The 16,847-nt window shown below is 62.4% G+C and carries 17 protein-coding genes; 14 read left to right on the top strand and 3 right to left on the bottom strand.

The annotated features are described in order from the left end of the window. Window positions 1–208 precede the first annotated feature (208 nt). From V7787_RS38240 to V7787_RS38230, 3 genes are read left to right on the top strand one after another with little or no spacing between them, the layout of a single operon-like run. On the top strand, window positions 209–868 hold the full coding sequence (locus V7787_RS38240; RefSeq protein ID WP_020190949.1) for a paraquat-inducible protein A: 660 nt from the start codon (window positions 209–211) through the stop codon (window positions 866–868). After that, window positions 855–1,478: a paraquat-inducible protein A gene (locus V7787_RS38235; protein WP_014589576.1), complete on the top strand. Its 624-nt coding sequence runs from the start codon at window positions 855–857 to the stop codon at window positions 1,476–1,478. The genes V7787_RS38240 and V7787_RS38235 overlap by 14 nt, the downstream gene beginning before the upstream one ends. Then, window positions 1,471–3,771 carry a PqiB family protein gene (locus tag V7787_RS38230; protein ID WP_064491428.1) on the top strand — a complete coding sequence of 767 codons (2,301 nt, stop codon included), beginning with the start codon at window positions 1,471–1,473 and terminating at the stop codon, window positions 3,769–3,771. The genes V7787_RS38235 and V7787_RS38230 overlap by 8 nt, the downstream gene beginning before the upstream one ends. A gap of 235 nt (window positions 3,772–4,006) precedes the next feature. On the opposite strand, the gene rpsT is transcribed toward V7787_RS38230, so the two are convergent. Continuing rightward, window positions 4,007–4,285, bottom strand: a complete 279-nt coding sequence (rpsT, locus tag V7787_RS38225) for a 30S ribosomal protein S20 (RefSeq protein WP_003247625.1) — start codon at window positions 4,283–4,285, stop codon at window positions 4,007–4,009. Between the two features lie 250 nt (window positions 4,286–4,535). On the opposite strand from rpsT, the gene murJ reads away from it, so the two are divergent. From murJ to ispH, 6 genes are all read left to right on the top strand, one after another. Further along, a complete protein-coding gene (gene murJ / locus V7787_RS38220; RefSeq protein ID WP_064491427.1) occupies window positions 4,536–6,074 on the top strand; it encodes a murein biosynthesis integral membrane protein MurJ in 1,539 nt (512 codons plus the stop codon). 118 nt (window positions 6,075–6,192) lie between these two features. Further along, window positions 6,193–7,143 (top strand): bifunctional riboflavin kinase/FAD synthetase, encoded by a 951-nt coding sequence (gene ribF / locus V7787_RS38215; RefSeq protein WP_010951868.1) that lies wholly within the window; start codon window positions 6,193–6,195, stop codon window positions 7,141–7,143. After that, entirely contained in the window at window positions 7,140–9,971 is a 2,832-nt protein-coding gene (ileS, locus tag V7787_RS38210; protein WP_129933647.1) for an isoleucine--tRNA ligase, read from the top strand. The genes ribF and ileS overlap by 4 nt, the downstream gene beginning before the upstream one ends. Then, window positions 9,964–10,479, top strand: a complete 516-nt coding sequence (lspA, locus tag V7787_RS38205; RefSeq protein WP_003247609.1) for a signal peptidase II — start codon at window positions 9,964–9,966, stop codon at window positions 10,477–10,479. The genes ileS and lspA overlap by 8 nt, the downstream gene beginning before the upstream one ends. Then, on the top strand, window positions 10,472–10,909 hold the full coding sequence (gene fkpB, locus V7787_RS38200; protein ID WP_010951871.1) for an FKBP-type peptidyl-prolyl cis-trans isomerase: 438 nt from the start codon (window positions 10,472–10,474) through the stop codon (window positions 10,907–10,909). The genes lspA and fkpB overlap by 8 nt, the downstream gene beginning before the upstream one ends. 14 nt (window positions 10,910–10,923) lie before the next feature. Further along, window positions 10,924–11,871: a 4-hydroxy-3-methylbut-2-enyl diphosphate reductase gene (gene ispH / locus V7787_RS38195; protein ID WP_336092776.1), complete on the top strand. Its 948-nt coding sequence runs from the start codon at window positions 10,924–10,926 to the stop codon at window positions 11,869–11,871. Window positions 11,872–11,947: 76 nt separating this feature from the next. On the opposite strand, the gene V7787_RS38190 is transcribed toward ispH, so the two are convergent. Then, the gene (locus V7787_RS38190; RefSeq protein ID WP_010951873.1) at window positions 11,948–12,430 is read right to left on the bottom strand and encodes a GspH/FimT family pseudopilin; all 483 of its coding nucleotides are present in this window, start codon (window positions 12,428–12,430) and stop codon (window positions 11,948–11,950) included. Between the two features lie 109 nt (window positions 12,431–12,539). Between V7787_RS38190 and V7787_RS38185 the strand changes: the two genes are divergently transcribed. Genes V7787_RS38185 through thiO form a run of 5 tightly spaced genes read left to right on the top strand, consistent with a single transcriptional unit; the run spans window position 12,540 to window position 15,361 of the window. Further along, window positions 12,540–12,722, top strand: coding sequence for a type IV pilus modification PilV family protein (locus V7787_RS38185; protein ID WP_003247582.1), 183 nt, complete (start codon window positions 12,540–12,542; stop codon window positions 12,720–12,722). After that, complete coding sequence (locus V7787_RS38180) at window positions 12,719–13,357, top strand: PilW family protein (protein ID WP_336092775.1); 639 nt, start codon at window positions 12,719–12,721, stop codon at window positions 13,355–13,357. The genes V7787_RS38185 and V7787_RS38180 overlap by 4 nt, the downstream gene beginning before the upstream one ends. Then, window positions 13,354–13,818: a hypothetical protein gene (locus tag V7787_RS38175; protein ID WP_064491424.1), complete on the top strand. Its 465-nt coding sequence runs from the start codon at window positions 13,354–13,356 to the stop codon at window positions 13,816–13,818. The genes V7787_RS38180 and V7787_RS38175 overlap by 4 nt, the downstream gene beginning before the upstream one ends. A 1-nt stretch (window position 13,819) precedes the next feature. Further along, window positions 13,820–14,209: a type IV pilin protein gene (locus V7787_RS38170; protein ID WP_010951877.1), complete on the top strand. Its 390-nt coding sequence runs from the start codon at window positions 13,820–13,822 to the stop codon at window positions 14,207–14,209. 54 nt (window positions 14,210–14,263) lie between these two features. Then, window positions 14,264–15,361 (top strand): glycine oxidase ThiO, encoded by a 1,098-nt coding sequence (thiO, locus tag V7787_RS38165; RefSeq protein ID WP_020192259.1) that lies wholly within the window; start codon window positions 14,264–14,266, stop codon window positions 15,359–15,361. Window positions 15,362–15,437: 76 nt separating this feature from the next. Here the strand turns inward: thiO and V7787_RS38160 are convergent, their stop codons facing one another. Beyond that, the gene (locus V7787_RS38160) at window positions 15,438–16,847 is read right to left on the bottom strand and encodes an amidase (protein ID WP_064491423.1); all 1,410 of its coding nucleotides are present in this window, start codon (window positions 16,845–16,847) and stop codon (window positions 15,438–15,440) included.

Below are 16,847 nucleotides of genomic sequence, written 5' to 3'. Positions count from 1 at the left end.
GTGGGCAAAAAACTGGAACTGCTCGAATCACTGCGGGAGCGGAGATGGCACCGGCTTCGCCGGTGTTCGCGGGTAAACCCGCTCCTACAAGGGAAGGGTGCAACGCCAGGCAGGGGCGCCCCCCGCACACCCTTCAGGACAACGTCGCCTCCCATAATTCGAGTCAGAACACTAGAATAGCCCCCACGCACCTATACAGAAGCGCTCTATGTCCAATTCTGTCGAACCTGAAACCCTGGCCCAGCTGCCGTTGGACGAGCTTGTCGCCTGCCATGAATGCGACCTGCTGCTGCGCAAGCCCGTGCTGCAGCATGATGAGAAAGCCCAATGCCCGCGCTGCGGCTACGAGCTCTATGCCCACCGGCATAATGTGGTCAATCGCAGCCTGGCCTTGGTGCTGACGGCCCTTTTGCTATTCGTGCCGGCCAATTTCCTGCCGATCATGCAGTTGCACCTGCTTGGCCAGACTTCGGACGATACGGTCTGGAGTGGCGTGCTAGGCCTGTACAACTCGGGAATGCGCGGTGTTGCCGTAGTGGTGTTGCTCTGTAGTATGGTCATTCCGCTGGCGAAGCTGCTCTGTCAGCTGGCCGTGCTGTTGAGCATCCGCTTGAACTTCGGGCGGGACTACGGCCTGGTCTTCTACCGCATCTATCACCACCTGCGTGACTGGGGCATGCTCGAGGTCTATTTCATGGGGGTGCTGGTGGCCATCGTCAAACTGGTGGACCTGGCCGAACTGACCGTGGGCCTTGGGCTGTTCTGTTTCATCAGTCTGTTATTGATCCAGGTGTGGCTCGAAGTGGTGATGTCGCCCCACCAGATCTGGAGTGCGCTATCGGGGGAGGACCTGCATGCGGGCGATTGACGCAGGCATTGTTGTCTGCAATGAGTGTCACGAGCTGAACAGGCAAGAGCCAGACAGCACTTCGCAAACCTGTACACGTTGCGGCGCTATCGTGCATGCACGCCGGCCGAACAGTATCGTGCGCACCTGGGCGTTGCTGATTGCGGCGTCGATCCTCTACATCCCGGCCAACATACTGCCGATCATGACCGTGAGTACCCTCGGTCAGGGTAGCCCGGACACCATCATGTCCGGTGTCATCACCCTGCTCAAGCACGGCATGGTGCCCATTGCGGCTGTGGTGTTCATTGCCAGTATCCTGGTCCCCACGTTCAAGCTGGTGGGTATCGGCTTGCTGTTGTACTCCGTTCAGCGGCGGCAGCCGCTTTCGGCCCGGCAGCGGATATTGATGTACCGCTTCATCGAATTCATCGGGCGCTGGTCCATGCTGGATATCTTCGTCATTGCCATCCTGGTGGCAGTGGTGAATTTTGGCCGAATAGCCAGTGTCGAAGCCAACCTGGGCGCTGTCGCCTTCGCAACTGTGGTGATACTGACAATGCTTGCCGCTTTAACTTTCGATCCCCGACTGATTTGGGATAACACGGAGTCGGATGACGACCATGAGTGACCTGCCAACGGCTAAAACCCGCCCAGCCTCGAACTGGTCGGCCATCTGGATCCTGCCTTTGATTGCGCTGATGATCGGTGGCTGGCTCGCGTGGCAGGCCTACCGCGACGCTGGCGTGGAAATTGAAGTCCGCTTCGAGTCGGGAGAGGGTATCGTCGCCAACAAGACCGAGGTCATCTACAAAGGCATGCCGGTTGGCAAGGTGAAAAGCCTGGTGCTCGACGCCAAGGGCGACACGCAGGGGGTGATCGCTACCATCGAGATGAACAAGGCTGCCGAGCCCCATCTAACCAAAGGCACGCGTTTCTGGCTGGTGAAGCCGAGTGTCAGCCTGGCCGGTATATCTGGCCTTGAAACACTGGTGTCGGGTAACTACATCGCCGTTAGCCCGGGAGAGGGGGAACGTACCAAACGCTTTGTGGCATTGAAGGTGGCGCCACCGCTCTCGGATTCTGAACCAGGCCTGCACCTGACCCTCAAGGCCGACAGGCTGGGCTCGCTCAACCGTGACAGCCCGGTATTCTACAAGCAGATTCAGGTTGGCCGGGTGAAAAGCTACCGCCTGTCCGAGGACCAGAGCACCGTAGAGGTGAAAGTCTTCATCGAGCCGGCCTACGCCAGCCTGGTGCGCAAGCACACGCGTTTCTGGAACGCCAGCGGTGTCAGCATCGATGCTTCGCTTTCGGGTGTGAAGGTGCGCAGTGAGTCGTTGTCGAGCATTGTGGCGGGTGGTATCGCCTTCGCCACGCCGGAGTACCGCAAGGACAGCCCTCCCACCGATCCGAGCCTGCCGTTCCGTCTGTACGAGGACTTCGATGCCGCCCAGGCGGGTATCCGGGTAAAAGTGAAGCTGAGCGATTATGAAGGCCTGCAGGCGGGTCGCACGCCGGTCATGTACAAGGGCATCCAGGTGGGCTCGCTGAAAGCCCTGAAGATGGAAGACAACCTGGCCAGCGCTTCGGCCGAGCTGACACTCGACCCACTGACCGAGGACTACCTGGTAGACGGGACACAGTTCTGGGTAGTCAAACCGTCGATTTCCCTGGCGGGAATCACTGGCCTGGAAGCGCTGGTCAAAGGTAACTACATCGCCATTCGTCCTGGTGAGAAGGGCGCACGGCCAGAGCGTGAGTTCGAGGCGCGTGCCAAGGCGCCGCCGCTCGACCTCAAAGCGCCGGGCCTGCACATGGTGTTGTTCGCCGACACCTTGGGTTCGCTGGAAATCGGCAGCCCGGTGACGTACCGCCAGGTGAAGGTGGGTAGCGTGCAGAGCTATCAGTTCGCCCGTAACAGCAACCGCATCCTGATCGGTGTGCATATCGAGAAGGAGTACGAGAAGCTGGTCAATGGTTCGTCGCGCTTCTGGAACGTCAGTGGGATCACCCTGACCGGCGGCCTGTCGGGCATCAAGATCAAGAGTGAGTCGCTGCAAACACTGATGGCCGGCGGTATTGCGTTCGATACACCACGGCCCGATGTACCGCTGAAACGGCACATTCCACGCTTCCGCCTGCATGACAGCCAGGAAGCGGTGAACCGTGCGGGTACGTTGATCACCATCCGTGTAGAGCGTGCCGATGGCCTGAAGCCGGGTACGGCCATCCGCTTCCGCGGCCTGGATGTGGGCAGCATCGAGAGCGTCGACCTTACCGATGACCTGCAGGCGGTGCTGCTACGGGCGCGCATTACCGAATCGGCGGATCGCATTGCCCGTGCCGGCACGCAGTTCTGGGTGGTCAAGCCGGCCCTGGGCCTGGTGCGCACTGAAAACCTGGACACCTTGATAGGTGGGCAGTACCTGGAAGTGCAGCCAGCAGCCAAGAACCGTGGGCCACAGCGCGATTTCATCGCCCTGGCCGAGGCACCGGAGGTAGCAGGGCCAGAGGTCGGCCTGCCATTGACGCTCAGTGCACCGCGTCGCGGCTCGATCAAGCCGGGTGTGCCGGTTACCTATCGTGAGGTTACGGTGGGCAAGGTGACAGGCTTCGAGCTGGGCCAGAGCGCTGACCGCGTGCTGATTCATATCCTCATCGAGCCGCGCTATGCCGCCTTGGTGCGCAGCGGTAGCCGCTTCTGGAACAGCAGTGGTTTCGGTTTCGACTGGGGTCTGTTCAAGGGCGCTACAGTGCGTACCGAGTCGCTGGAAACCCTGATCGATGGCGGTATCGCCTTCGCAACGCCAGATGGCGAGCAGATGGGTAACCCGGCACGGCCGCAGCAGACCTTTGCCTTGTTCGAAAAGGCCGAGGATGAATGGCTGCAGTGGGCACCGAAGATTCAGATCGCCAAGTGATGTAAAAGTAGGGCCGCCAAACGCGGCCCTGCTTTTTTGTGGGAGCGGCCTTGCGTCGCGAAAGGGGCGCGTAGCGGCCCCTCGGTTTCAGCGCAGAAGCTGAGATTGCCGGGGCTGCTTCGCAGCCCTTTCGCGACACACAGAGATCGAGACCCACATGGAACTGGGCCCGCAAGCATAAATCGCAGGCAACAAAAAACCGACCCTAGGGTCGGTTTTTCGACTAGCGCGTCGCTTAGGCAGCTGCAGCTTCTTTCAGCGCCTTGATGTGGCCATTCAGACGGCCTTTGTGACGAGCAGCCTTGTTCTTGTGGATGATACCCTTGTCGGCCATACGGTCGATTACAGGTACAGCCAGAACGTAAGCGGCTTGCGCTTTTTCGGCGTCTTTTGCGTCGATGGCTTTAACTACATTCTTGATGTAGGTGCGGACCATGGAACGCAGGCTGGCGTTGTGGCTGCGACGCTTCTCAGCCTGTTTTGCACGTTTCTTGGCGGAAGGTGTGTTGGCCACCGTCGAGCTCCTCGAAAGACTTTAGGTAAATAGCAAACAAAATAGGCCGCGAATCATGCCGATCAGTCGAGCGGATGTCAAGGCCACCTGCAAGGTTCCGCCGAGCGGTGCGCCAACAAGCGGGAAAGATTCCTTTCTGCTGCGCGACCTGTACACTCGGGAATTTTTGGCTCCCCTGCGAAGGCGCGGGAGTATCGCACATTCGGACGCTCTCTGGCAGCGTCCTCTGTCATTGGCGTGAATCTTTTCGATGAACCTGCTCAAATCCCTGGCTGCAGTAAGCTCGATCACCATGATTTCGCGGGTGCTGGGCTTTGTTCGCGACACCATCCTGGCCCGCATCTTTGGTGCTGGTGTCGCTACCGATGCCTTCTTCATCGCGTTCAAACTGCCCAACCTGTTGCGGCGCATCTTCGCCGAAGGCGCATTCTCCCAGGCCTTCGTGCCGATTCTGGCCGAGTACAAGACCCAGCAAGGCGAGGAGGCGACGCGCACCTTCATTGCCTATGTCAGCGGCCTTCTGACCCTGGTGCTGGCCCTGGTGACCGCCATCGGCATCCTCGCTGCACCGTGGGTGGTGTGGGCGACGGCCCCGGGTTTTGTCGACAGCACCGAAAAATACGAGCTGACCACCGACCTGTTGCGGGTGACGTTTCCTTATATATTCCTGATCTCGCTGTCTTCCCTGGCCGGAGCGATCCTCAATACCTGGAACCGCTTTTCGGTGCCGGCCTTCACGCCCACCTTGCTGAACGTGGCGATGATCGCCTTCGCCGTGTTGCTGACGCCGTACTTCAACCCGCCAATCATGGCGTTGGCCTGGGGCGTGCTGGCGGGTGGCCTGGCGCAGTTGCTGTACCAGCTGCCAGCGCTGAAGAAGATCGGCATGCTCGTGCTGCCGCGCCTGAACCTCAAGGACGCGGGTGTGTGGCGGGTACTGAAACAGATGCTGCCGGCGATCCTGGGGGTGTCGGTGAGCCAGATCTCGCTGATCATCAACACCATCTTCGCCTCCTTCCTGGTGGCCGGCTCGGTATCGTGGATGTACTACGCCGACCGCCTCATGGAGCTGCCTTCCGGTGTGCTGGGCGTTGCCCTGGGCACCATCCTGCTGCCGACCCTGGCCAAGACCTACGCCAACAAGGACCGCGAGGAGTACTCACGGATTCTCGACTGGGGCCTGCGCCTGTGCTTCCTGCTGGTACTGCCCTGCACCCTGGCGTTGGCCATTCTTGCCGAACCGCTGACCGTTGCTTTGTTTCAATATGGCAAGTTCAGCGCGTTTGATGCGGCGATGACCCAGCGAGCGTTGATCGCCTATTCCGTGGGCTTGCTGGCGATCATTCTGATCAAGGTACTGGCACCTGGCTTCTATGCGCAGCAGAATATTCGCACGCCGGTGAAGATCGCAGTCTTCACCCTGGTCTGCACCCAGCTGTTCAACCTTGTCCTGGTCGGCCCGCTTGCACATGCCGGCCTGGCATTGGCGATCAGCCTCGGTGCCTGCCTGAATGCCGGTTTGCTGTTCTGGAAGCTGCGCAGTCAGCAGCTGTTCGAGCCTCAGCCTGGCTGGGCAGTGTTCCTGCTCAAGCTTGTGTTGGCGGTGGCGCTGATGTCGGCAGTACTGCTGGCGGGCATGCACTATATGCCGGCCTGGGAACAGGGCATCATGCTTGAGCGCTTCCTGCGGCTTGGGGCGCTGATCCTGGCGGGCGTCGTGACGTATTTTGGCTGCCTGTACCTGTGTGGCTTCAGGCCCCGGCATTTCGCTCGCAAGGCCTTGCACTGAGGCTTTTGGCGGGTCAGGCGTCGGTTTTTCGCATTCCACGCCGCCCTTGGGCGCTGCTGCCTGTCACCAGCGCCCGGGTGTGGTTATAATCGGCCACTTTATGAGCAAGAAGCGCGTTATGCAGCTGGTTCGAGGTCTTCACAACCTGCGCCCCGAGCACCGGGGCTGTGTCGCCACCATTGGCAACTTCGACGGGGTTCACCGCGGCCACCAGGCAATCCTGGCGCGCCTGCGCGAGCGCGGTCAGGCCTTGGGCCTGCCGACCTGCGTGGTGATCTTCGAACCGCAACCACGCGAGTACTTCGCACCCGATACCGCGCCGGCACGTCTGGCCCGGCTGCGCGACAAGATCGAGCTGCTGGCGACCGAAGGCATCGACCGGGTGCTGTGCCTGGCGTTCAACCAGCGTCTGAGCAAGCTCAGTGCCGATGCCTTCGTCAAGGCCATCCTGGTCGACGGCCTGGGCGTGCGTCATCTCGAAGTGGGCGATGACTTCCGCTTCGGCTGCGACCGCGCTGGCGACTTCGCTTTCCTGGTCGAGGCCGGCAACGCGTACGGCTTTACCGTCGAGGCCGCCAACACGGTCATCCAGGATGGCCTGCGGGTCAGCAGCACCGAAGTGCGCAAGGCCTTGTCCGAGGGCGACTTCGAACTGGCCGAACACCTGCTGGGCCGCCCGTACCGCATTACAGGCCGCGTGCTGCACGGCCAGAAGCTGGCCCGCCAGCTCGGCACACCAACCGCCAACATCCAGCTCAAGCGCCGCCGCGTGCCGCTGTCCGGGGTATACCTGGCCAGCATCGTGATCGACGGCAAAGCTTGGCCGGGTGTCGGCAATATCGGCGTGCGCCCCACCGTTGCCGGTGATGGGCGCCCGCACCTGGAGATTCATCTTCTGGACTTTGCCGGCGATCTTTACGGCCGGCGCCTGACGGTGGAGTTCCACCACAAGCTGCGTGAAGAGCAGCGATTCGCCTCCCTGGAGGCGCTGAAGTCGGCGATCGATGCGGATATCGCCGCCGCACGTGCACATTGGCACGCTCAACCGCTAACGAAGAGCCTGAAATGACCGACTACAAAGCCACGCTTAACCTTCCGGACACCGCCTTCCCCATGAAGGCCGGCCTGCCTCAGCGCGAACCGCAGATCCTGCAGCGCTGGGACAGCATTGGCCTGTACCAGAAGCTGCGCGAAATTGGCAAGGATCGTCCCAAGTTCGTCCTGCACGACGGCCCGCCCTATGCCAACGGCAAGATTCACATCGGTCATGCGCTGAACAAGATCCTCAAGGACATGATCGTCCGTTCCAAGACGCTGGCCGGCTTCGATGCGCCGTACGTGCCAGGTTGGGACTGCCACGGCCTGCCGATCGAGCACAAGGTCGAGGTTACCCACGGCAAGCACCTTTCCGCCGACCGTACCCGCGAGCTGTGCCGCGAGTACGCTGCCGAGCAGATCGAAGGGCAGAAGACCGAGTTCATCCGCCTGGGCGTGCTGGGTGACTGGGACAACCCATACAAGACCATGAACTTCGCCAACGAGGCCGGTGAAATCCGCGCCCTGGCCGAGATGGTCAAGCAAGGCTTCGTGTTCAAGGGCCTGAAGCCGGTGAACTGGTGCTTTGATTGCGGTTCGGCGCTGGCTGAAGCGGAAGTCGAGTACGCCGACAAGAAGTCGCAGACCATCGACGTGGCCTTCCCGGTTGCCGATGAAGCCAAGCTGGCCGCCGCCTTCGGCCTGGCCTCGCTGGCCAAGCCGGCCGCCATCGTGATCTGGACCACCACCCCGTGGACCATCCCGGCCAACCAGGCCCTGAATATCCACCCGGAATTCAAGTACGCCCTGGTCGACACCGGCGAACGCCTGCTGGTGCTGGCTGAAGAGCTGGTCGAGTCGTGCCTGAAGCGCTACAACCTGGAAGGTTCGGTCGTTGCCACCGCCCAAGGTTCGGCGCTGGAGCTGATCAACTTCCGCCATCCGTTCTACGATCGCCTGTCGCCAATCTACCTGGCCGACTACGTCGAGCTGGGCGCCGGTACCGGCGTGGTGCATTCCTCGCCAGCCTACGGTGAAGACGACTTCGTCACCTGCAAGCGCTACGGCATGGTCAACGACGACATCCTTACCCCGGTGCAGAGCAACGGCGTGTATGTCGACTCGCTGCCATTCTTCGGCGGCCAGTTCATCTGGAAGGCCAACCCGGCCATCGTCGAGAAGCTGAGCGAAGTCGGTGCGCTGATGCACACCGAAACCATCAGCCACAGCTATATGCACTGCTGGCGCCACAAGACCCCGCTGATCTACCGCGCCACCGCGCAGTGGTTCGTGGGCATGGACAAGCAGCCGAGCACCGGCGAGCCGCTGCGTGAGCGTGCGCTGAAAGCCATCGAAGACACCAAGTTCGTCCCGGCCTGGGGCCAGGCGCGCCTGCACGCGATGATCGCCAACCGCCCGGACTGGTGCATCTCGCGTCAGCGCAACTGGGGTGTGCCGATCCCGTTCTTCCTGCACAAGCAGACCGGCGAGCTGCATCCGCGCACTGTCGAACTGATGGAAGAAGTGGCCAAGCGTGTCGAGCAGCAAGGCATCGAGGCCTGGTTCAAGCTGGACGCCGCTGAACTGCTGGGCGCTGAAGCCGACCAGTACGACAAGATCGCCGACACCCTCGACGTGTGGTTCGACTCGGGCACCACTCACTGGCACGTACTGCGTGGCTCGCACGACATCGGCCACGCCACCGGCCCGCGCGCTGACCTGTACCTGGAAGGTTCCGACCAGCACCGCGGCTGGTTCCACTCGTCCTTGCTGACCGGTTGCGCCATCGATAACCATGCGCCATACCGCGAGCTGTTGACCCACGGTTTCACCGTGGACGAGAACGGCCGCAAGATGTCCAAGTCGCTGGGCAACACCATCGAGCCGGAGAAGGTCAACAACACCCTGGGTGCCGATATCCTGCGCCTGTGGGTTTCGGCCACCGACTATTCCGGTGAAATGGCCGTTTCCGAGCAGATCCTGCAGCGCAGTGCCGACGCCTATCGGCGTATCCGCAATACCGCCCGCTTCCTGCTGTCCAACCTGTCCGGCTTCGACCCGGCCCGCGACCTGCTGGCCCCGGAAGACATGCTGGCGCTGGACCGCTGGGCCGTGGACCGTACCCTGCTGCTGCAACGCGAACTGGAAGAGCACTACAGCGAGTACCGTTTCTGGAACGTCTACTCCAAGGTGCACAACTTCTGCGTACAGGAGCTGGGCGGCTTCTACCTCGACATCATCAAGGACCGCCAGTACACCACCGGCGCCAACAGTGTCGCCCGCCGTTCCTGCCAGACTGCGCTGTACCACATCAGCGAGGCGCTGGTGCGCTGGATCGCGCCGATCCTGGCATTCACCGCCGACGAAATCTGGCAGTACCTGCCGGGCGAGCGCAACGAGTCGGTAATGCTCAACGGCTGGTACCAAGGCCTGAGCGAGCTGCCGGAAGGCACCGAGTTGGACCGCGCCTACTGGGACCGCGTGATGGCAGTGAAGGCATCGGTCAACAAGGAGCTGGAAAACCAGCGCACTGCCAAGGTCATCGGCGGCAACCTGCAAGCCGAAGTGACCCTGTACGCCGACGAAGGCCTGAGTGCCGACCTGGGCAAGCTGGGCGACGAGTTGCGCTTCGTGCTGATCACCTCGGCCGCCAGCGTGGTGCCGTTCGCACAGGCGCCGGCCGAAGCGGTAGCCACCGAAGTCGAAGGCCTCAAGCTGCAAGTGGTCAAGTCCGGCCACACCAAGTGCGGCCGTTGCTGGCACTTCCGCGCCGACGTCGGCAGCCATCCGGAGCACCCGGAAATCTGCGGCCGTTGCGTCGACAACCTGACCGGCTCGGGTGAGGTGCGCCACTATGCCTAACCCTGCAGCGGGGCGCTTCGGGCGCCTTGCATGGCTGTGGCTGAGCTTGCTGGTCCTGGTCATCGACCAGGCCACCAAGCTGTACTTCAACAACGCCCTGACCATGTACCAGCAGATCGTGGTCATTCCTGACTACTTCAGCTGGACCCTGGCCTACAACACCGGTGCCGCGTTCAGCTTCCTGGCTGACGGAGCGGGTTGGCAGCGCTGGTTGTTCGCCCTGATCGCCGTGGTGGTCAGCGCGGTACTGGTCGTCTGGCTCAAGCGCCTGGGGCGCAACGAGACCTGGCTGGCCGTGGCGCTGGCGCTGGTGCTGGGTGGGGCGATTGGCAACCTGTACGACCGCATCGTGCTGGGCCATGTAGTCGACTTCATCCTGGTGCACTGGCAGAACCGCCATTACTTCCCGGCCTTCAACGTGGCCGACAGCGCCATCACCGTTGGTGCGGTGATGCTGGCGCTGGATATGTTCAAGAGCAAGAAGTCCGAGGATCCGGTCCATGACTGACACCCGTATCGGCCAGAACACCGAAGTCACCCTGCACTTCGCGCTGCACCTGGAAAACGGCGACACCGTCGACAGCACGTTCGATAAGGCCCCGGCTACTTTCAAAGTGGGTGATGGCAACCTGCTGCCGGGCTTTGAAAACGCCCTGTTCGGCTTCAAGGCCGGTGACAAGCGCACCGTGGCAGTGGCCCCGGAGAACGCCTTCGGCCAGCCTAACCCGCAGAACGTGCAGGTCATGCCAAGGTCCAACTTCGAAGGCATGGAGTTGTCCGAAGGGCTGCTGATCATCTTCAACGACGCCGCCAACACCGAGCTGCCGGGTGTGGTCAAAGCGTTCGATGACGACCAGGTCACCATCGACTTCAATCACCCACTGGCTGGCAAGACCCTGACCTTCGAGGTGGAGATCCTCGAGGTGAAGGCCCTGTAAGCCTGGAGCCGAGCATGCAAATCAAACTCGCCAACCCTCGCGGCTTCTGCGCCGGGGTCGACCGGGCGATCGAGATCGTCAACCGCGCGCTGGAAGTCTTCGGCCCGCCGATCTATGTGCGTCACGAAGTGGTGCACAACAAGTTCGTGGTGGAAGACTTGCGTAACCGCGGCGCCATCTTTGTCGAAGAGCTGGACCAGGTGCCGGACGATGTCATCGTCATCTTCAGTGCCCACGGTGTTTCCCAGGCGGTGCGCCAGGAAGCTGCTGGCCGTGGCCTGAAAGTGTTCGATGCCACTTGCCCGCTGGTGACCAAGGTTCACATCGAAGTCGCCAAGTACAGCCGCGACGGCCGTGAGTGCATTCTCATCGGCCACGAAGGGCACCCGGAAGTCGAAGGCACCATGGGCCAGTACGATGCCAGCAACGGCGGCGCCATCTACCTTGTCGAAGACGAGGAAGATGTGGCCAACCTGCAGGTGCGCGACCCGGACCACCTGGCTTTCGTCACCCAGACAACACTGTCGATGGACGACACCAGCCGCGTCATCGATGCGCTGCGTGCGCGCTTCCCGAACATCGGCGGCCCGCGCAAGGACGACATCTGCTACGCCACCCAGAACCGCCAGGATGCCGTCAAGCAACTGGCCGGCGAGAGCGACGTGGTGCTGGTGGTCGGCAGCCCGAACAGTTCCAACTCCAACCGTTTGCGTGAGCTGGCTGAGCGCATGGGCACCCCGGCCTACCTGATCGACGGTGCCGAGGACCTGCAACGCGGCTGGTTTGACCAGGCCGCGCGCATCGGCATCACCGCCGGTGCTTCTGCGCCCGAAGTGCTGGTGCGTGGCGTGATAAAACAGCTCAAGGCCTGGGGCGCCACTGGCGCTGAAGAGCTGGACGGGCGCGAAGAGAACATCACCTTTTCAATGCCCAAAGAGCTGCGGGTTCGCTCGCTGATCTGACGGGCAGCACCGCCGCCAATGCAGGGGCTGCTTTGCAGCCCTTGCGCGACACAAGACCGCTCCTGCAATGACCGCGCTAGCAGCGGTCATTGCTCAGGTCCTCCGTAAGCAACCTGACTCTGCCGCTTGATGCCAGCACCACCTGATATCGGCTGCGAGCAGCGGCGCGTTCGCACATTTCCAGTTTTGCGCCCAACCAGCTGTTGCCCGACGTCATGGGCACGCCCAGCGCACTGAATTTGAACTGCTCACCGCGATTGCTGGTTATTTTCAGCGGCTTTGAAAGGCGCTGTTCGCGCAGCACCTGCCGGTTATGCTCCAGCACTACCCGCCACCCATTCCCCCAATTACCGTCCAGCGCCAGCACCAGCACCGGCTGACCCTGCAACAGCGCATGGCTGCGTGCACTGCGCAGCGCCTGCGCCAGATCACGGGCAGCCGCCGCCCGGTGCAGGTCATCGCTCATTCGGGCGTAGGCCGGCATGCCCAGTTGGGTCAGCAAGACCGCCACGGCCAAGGCCGACAACATTTGTATCAGTGTTACGCCGCGTTGCTTCACCGTGCATTCCTCCCTGGACGTGCTTGGCTATAGCTTCCTGGCGGCTGGACAAGAGGTCCAGTCGCCCAAGTTGAAAGCAATGACGGGAAAAGTCGCAGGAGGTGCAGGGATGCACGCAAGGCAAGGGGGCATGACGCTTCTGGAAGTGTTGTTGGCGATCGTGATCGTGGCCGCAGGTCTGTTCGCAACGGCTGCGATGCAATTGCAGGCATTGCAGGCTGCGGACAGCGCGCGCCGGGATGGACAGGCGGCGATGGCGCTGCACAGCGAACATGAGCGCAGGCGGCGATGAGGCGCTGCCATACAGGGTTTGGGTTGCTTGAGATGGTGGTGGCGCTGGCGATCGGATTGATGCTGCTGGCGGCGGCCAGTCAGCTTTTTGTCTCTGCGCACCAGACTTGGCGCCTGCAAAGTACGGCAGTGCGCATGCAGGATTCTGCGCGGCTTGCGTTGCTGCGCATGGCGCAGGATATCCGCATGGCCGGGATGTTCGGTTGCCTGCGCCTGGGCCCAGACGACTTTCTGATCCCAGGCGCGGAGCAGGCCTTTGCCCGGCCCTTGGCGAACGGCCCGTCAAGTTTGAGCCTGGTTGTCGCTGAGTTACCAGGATATGCCGGCGACCCCGACTGGACCTTGCTGACAAACTGTATCGACACGGTGGAGGTACACAAGGAGCGCGCGCAAGGGACTGACAACCTTATGGCTTTGCCTTTCAGCCGGCATCGCTATGTTCACGTTGGAAGTACGCTTTACTTCGAGCGGCGCGGCCGCAATCAGCCCTTGGTCGATTACGTGCGCGAACTGCGTGTGGTTCAGGTGGCTGGAGAGCGGATCGATCTTCAGCTGACATTGTATGAGCCGACCTTGCAGCTTGAGCAGCACCATGCGCTGAGCGTGGCATTGCGCAACCCGGTGCCGGATTCATGAACCGACAGCGGGGTGTTGTCCTGTTGTTGGCGTTGGTGCTCAGCGTCCTGCTGGGCCTGCTTGCCACATCTGCCCTGCGCGACGCGCTGGTGGTAACGCGAATGACCGGCTACCTGAGCGATGGCCTGATGGCGCTGGAAGAGGCTGAGGCCACTTTGCTGGCCGGGGTACGCGAACTTGAACGGGCGCCCCCTGACGTTTGTAACGCGTGCCTGCCACCGCCCAGGCCGCACGATCTGGTTGGGCAGTGGCAAGGTACCCAGACCGGCTTTTTCCAGCTGCAGAACCTGGGTGTCAGCGAACGTGCCGCGCACATGCCCGAAGGGCAGCCGGTTAGCCTGTTCCGGATTACCGCCGTCAGCAAGCAAAGCCGCTCACGGCATGTGCTGGAAGCGGTCTACGCCGTGGCCGGCAATCAAACCCAACGCATCACCTGGCGGCAAAGATTGCGAGGAGACTGACATGCAGCAAGGCTTGAGCCTGATCGAGTTGTTGATTGTGCTGGCCGTGACCGGCATTCTGGCAGCCATTGCCTACCCCAGTTACAGCGACCAGCTTCGGCGAGCCGCGCGCAGCGAAGTGGTTGGCCTGCTGCATGATGCCGCCCTGCGCCTGGAGCGCCACCGCGTGCGCACTGGCCAATACGCCGAGGGCGACCTGGTCTTGCCCGAAGGTACCCGCTACTACAGCCTTCAGGCCCAGCGCGACAGTGACACCTTCACGCTGCGCGCCCGGCGGCTACCGCATGGGCTGATGGCACAGGATGGCTGTGGCGATTTCCAGCTCGACCAGGCTGGCGTGCAGCACAATCCGGGCGCCGTTGAGCACAGCACGCACTGTTGGGGAAGTTGAAGGTTCAATGATGCCCGGTGCATCGCGGTTTTACTTCAGGTGTTGGATCGACAGATGAGCAAGCAAGTAGTGGTGGTTGGCGGCGGGGTGATCGGCCTGCTGACGGCATTCAACCTGGCAGCCAAGGTCGGCCAGGTGGTGGTGTGCGATCAGGGCGAGGTTGGCCGAGAGTCGTCCTGGGCTGGCGGAGGCATTGTCTCGCCGTTGTACCCGTGGCGCTACAGCCCCGCCGTGACCGCTCTGGCGCATTGGTCGCAGGACTTTTATCCCCAGCTGGGCGAGCGTCTGTTCGCCAGCACCGGCGTCGACCCGGAAGTTCACACCACCGGGCTGTACTGGCTCGACCTGGACGACGAGGCCGAAGCGTTGGCCTGGGCCGCGCGCGAGCAGCGGCCGCTGAGTGCCGTGGATATTTCGGCGGCCTACGATGCGGTGCCGGTGCTGGGCCCGGGCTTCAAGCACGCCATCTACATGGCTGGCGTGGCCAATGTGCGCAACCCACGCTTGGTCAAGTCGCTGAAAGCAGCGTTGCTGGCGCTGCCGAACGTGAGCTTGCGCGAACACTGCCAGATCACCGGCTTCGTGCAGGAAAAGGGGCGCGTGACCGGTGTACAGACGGCAGATGGGGTACTGGCGGCGGATGAGGTTGTGCTCAGCGCAGGCGCCTGGAGTGGTGACCTGTTGCGTACCCTTGGCCTTGAACTGCCGGTGGAGCCCGTGAAGGGCCAGATGATCCTGTTCAAGTGCGCTGAAGACTTCTTGCCGAGCATGGTGCTGGCCAAGGGGCGCTATGCAATCCCGCGACGTGACGGGCACATTCTGGTAGGGAGCACGCTGGAACACGCCGGGTATGACAAGACCCCGACCGGGGATGCGCTGGAAAGCCTGAAAGCATCGGCGGTGGAGTTGTTGCCAGAGCTTGAAGGCGCGACAGTGGTGGCGCACTGGGCGGGACTGCGGCCGGGGTCGCCAGAAGGCATCCCTTATATTGGGCCTGTGCCAGGGCATGAAGGGTTGTGGCTGAACTGCGGGCATTATCGCAATGGGCTGGTGCTGGCGCCGGCTTCGTGCCAGCTGTTTACCGATTTGCTGACAGGGGCCGAGCCGATTATCGACCCGGCGCCGTATGCGCCAGAAGGGCGTTTGGGCTGAGGACCTCTTCGCGGGTAAACCCGCTCCTACGAGAGCGGGTTTACCCGCGAAAGGGCCTCAGAAACCAACACAGATTTCAGCCAGTAATCGGTGCTTGCAGGTGCCGGCTCGGATAATGCTGCTCATACACCTTGCACACCCGCAGCACTTGCTCATCAGCAAAGCGCCCGGCCACCACCTGCAGGCCCACCGGCAACCCCTCGCGGGTGAACCCGCAGGGTACCGAGGCCGCCGGCTGTTGGGTCAGGTTGAACGGATAGCTGAACGGCGTCCACTCCATCCATTGCGCCATCCCCGACCCAGGCGGCACGTTGTGTCCGGCCTCGAACGCCACCAACGGCAGCATCGGCGATACCAGCACGTCATATCGCTGATGAAAGGCATTCATCTTCGCAATCAATTCTGCCCGTGCCTCAAGCGCCTGGGTGTATTCGCCGAGGCTGATCTGTGCACCTTGTTCGGCAATCCAGCGCAGCCCCGGGTCAAGCAACGCTTTCTGCTCATCGCTCAAGGCACTGGCCAACCGCGCCGCACCGGCAAACCACAGGGTGTTGAAGGTTTCCAGCGGGTCGCTGAAGCCCGGGTCCACTTCCTCTACCTGCGCACCCAGCCGCGCCAGGCGCTGCACCGCTTGCGCCACCAGTGCCTGGATCTGTGGGTCGACCTGCACGTAACCGAAGTTGGCGCTGTAGGCGATGCGTAGGCCGCTCAGATCTTGCTGCTGGCTGAGCCACGGCGCCTGCCGGGGTGCGCCGGCCAAACCGTCGCGGGCATCGGGGCGCGCTACGCAGTCAAGCATCAGCACCGAATCGTCCACGGTACGCGTCATCGGCCCCAGGTGCGACAGCACGGTCATGGCGCTGGCCGGCCATTGCGGCACATAGCCGAAGGTCGGTTTGATGCCGAAGGTGCCGGTGAAGGCGCAAGGGATGCGAATCGAACCACCGGCATCGCTGCCCTGATGCAGCACCCCCAGGTTCAGCGCGGCGGCTGCCGCAGCACCACCAGACGAACCACCGGCAGTCAGCCTGGTATCCCAAGGGTTGCGGGTAATGCCGTACAGCGGGTTGTCGGTCACGCCTTTCCAGCCGAACTCCGGCGTGGTGGTCTTGCCCACCAGCACAGCACCGGCTTCACGCATGAAGGCGCTGAAGGGCGCATCGATTTCCCACGGGCCGGTACCCGAGGTTGTACGCGAGCCTTTGCGGGTGGGCATGCCGCGGGTCAGGGTCAGGTCCTTGATAGAGGCGGGTACGCCATCCAGTCGGCCACAGGGCTCGCCGCGCTGCCAGCGCTGTTCGCTGGCGCGGGCGGCGGCGCGGGCGCCTTCGCCGTCGACATGGCAGAAGGCGTTGACCGCCGGGTTATGCAGGTCGATGCGCGCCAGCACATCCTCGACCACCTCGACGGGTGACAACTGGCGGCGCTGGTACAGTTCGAGCAGTTCGACGGCGGTGAGTTCGCCAATCGCGGTTTTCTGGGTCAT

It is taken from the genome of Pseudomonas sp. CGJS7 (assembly GCF_036961695.1).
This window is presented reverse-complemented; position numbering and strand designations above follow the sequence as displayed.

What these genes read in the sequence shown, in the direction of transcription:
- ileS (WP_129933647.1), top strand. Translation starts at nt 7,140, where the DNA reads ATGACCGACTACAAAGCCACGCTTAACCTTCCGGACACCGCCTTCCCC.
- V7787_RS38160 (WP_064491423.1), bottom strand. Translation starts at nt 16,847, where the DNA reads ATGACCCAGAAAACCGCGATTGGCGAACTCACCGCCGTCGAACTGCTC.
- fkpB (WP_010951871.1), top strand. Translation starts at nt 10,472, where the DNA reads ATGACTGACACCCGTATCGGCCAGAACACCGAAGTCACCCTGCACTTC.
- V7787_RS38170 (WP_010951877.1), top strand. Translation starts at nt 13,820, where the DNA reads ATGCAGCAAGGCTTGAGCCTGATCGAGTTGTTGATTGTGCTGGCCGTG.
- thiO (WP_020192259.1), top strand. Translation starts at nt 14,264, where the DNA reads ATGAGCAAGCAAGTAGTGGTGGTTGGCGGCGGGGTGATCGGCCTGCTG.
- V7787_RS38175 (WP_064491424.1), top strand. Translation starts at nt 13,354, where the DNA reads ATGAACCGACAGCGGGGTGTTGTCCTGTTGTTGGCGTTGGTGCTCAGC.
- V7787_RS38240 (WP_020190949.1), top strand. Translation starts at nt 209, where the DNA reads ATGTCCAATTCTGTCGAACCTGAAACCCTGGCCCAGCTGCCGTTGGAC.
- ribF (WP_010951868.1), top strand. Translation starts at nt 6,193, where the DNA reads ATGCAGCTGGTTCGAGGTCTTCACAACCTGCGCCCCGAGCACCGGGGC.
- V7787_RS38230 (WP_064491428.1), top strand. Translation starts at nt 1,471, where the DNA reads ATGAGTGACCTGCCAACGGCTAAAACCCGCCCAGCCTCGAACTGGTCG.
- V7787_RS38185 (WP_003247582.1), top strand. Translation starts at nt 12,540, where the DNA reads ATGCACGCAAGGCAAGGGGGCATGACGCTTCTGGAAGTGTTGTTGGCG.
- murJ (WP_064491427.1), top strand. Translation starts at nt 4,536, where the DNA reads ATGAACCTGCTCAAATCCCTGGCTGCAGTAAGCTCGATCACCATGATT.
- lspA (WP_003247609.1), top strand. Translation starts at nt 9,964, where the DNA reads ATGCCTAACCCTGCAGCGGGGCGCTTCGGGCGCCTTGCATGGCTGTGG.
- ispH (WP_336092776.1), top strand. Translation starts at nt 10,924, where the DNA reads ATGCAAATCAAACTCGCCAACCCTCGCGGCTTCTGCGCCGGGGTCGAC.
- V7787_RS38180 (WP_336092775.1), top strand. Translation starts at nt 12,719, where the DNA reads ATGAGGCGCTGCCATACAGGGTTTGGGTTGCTTGAGATGGTGGTGGCG.
- V7787_RS38235 (WP_014589576.1), top strand. Translation starts at nt 855, where the DNA reads ATGCGGGCGATTGACGCAGGCATTGTTGTCTGCAATGAGTGTCACGAG.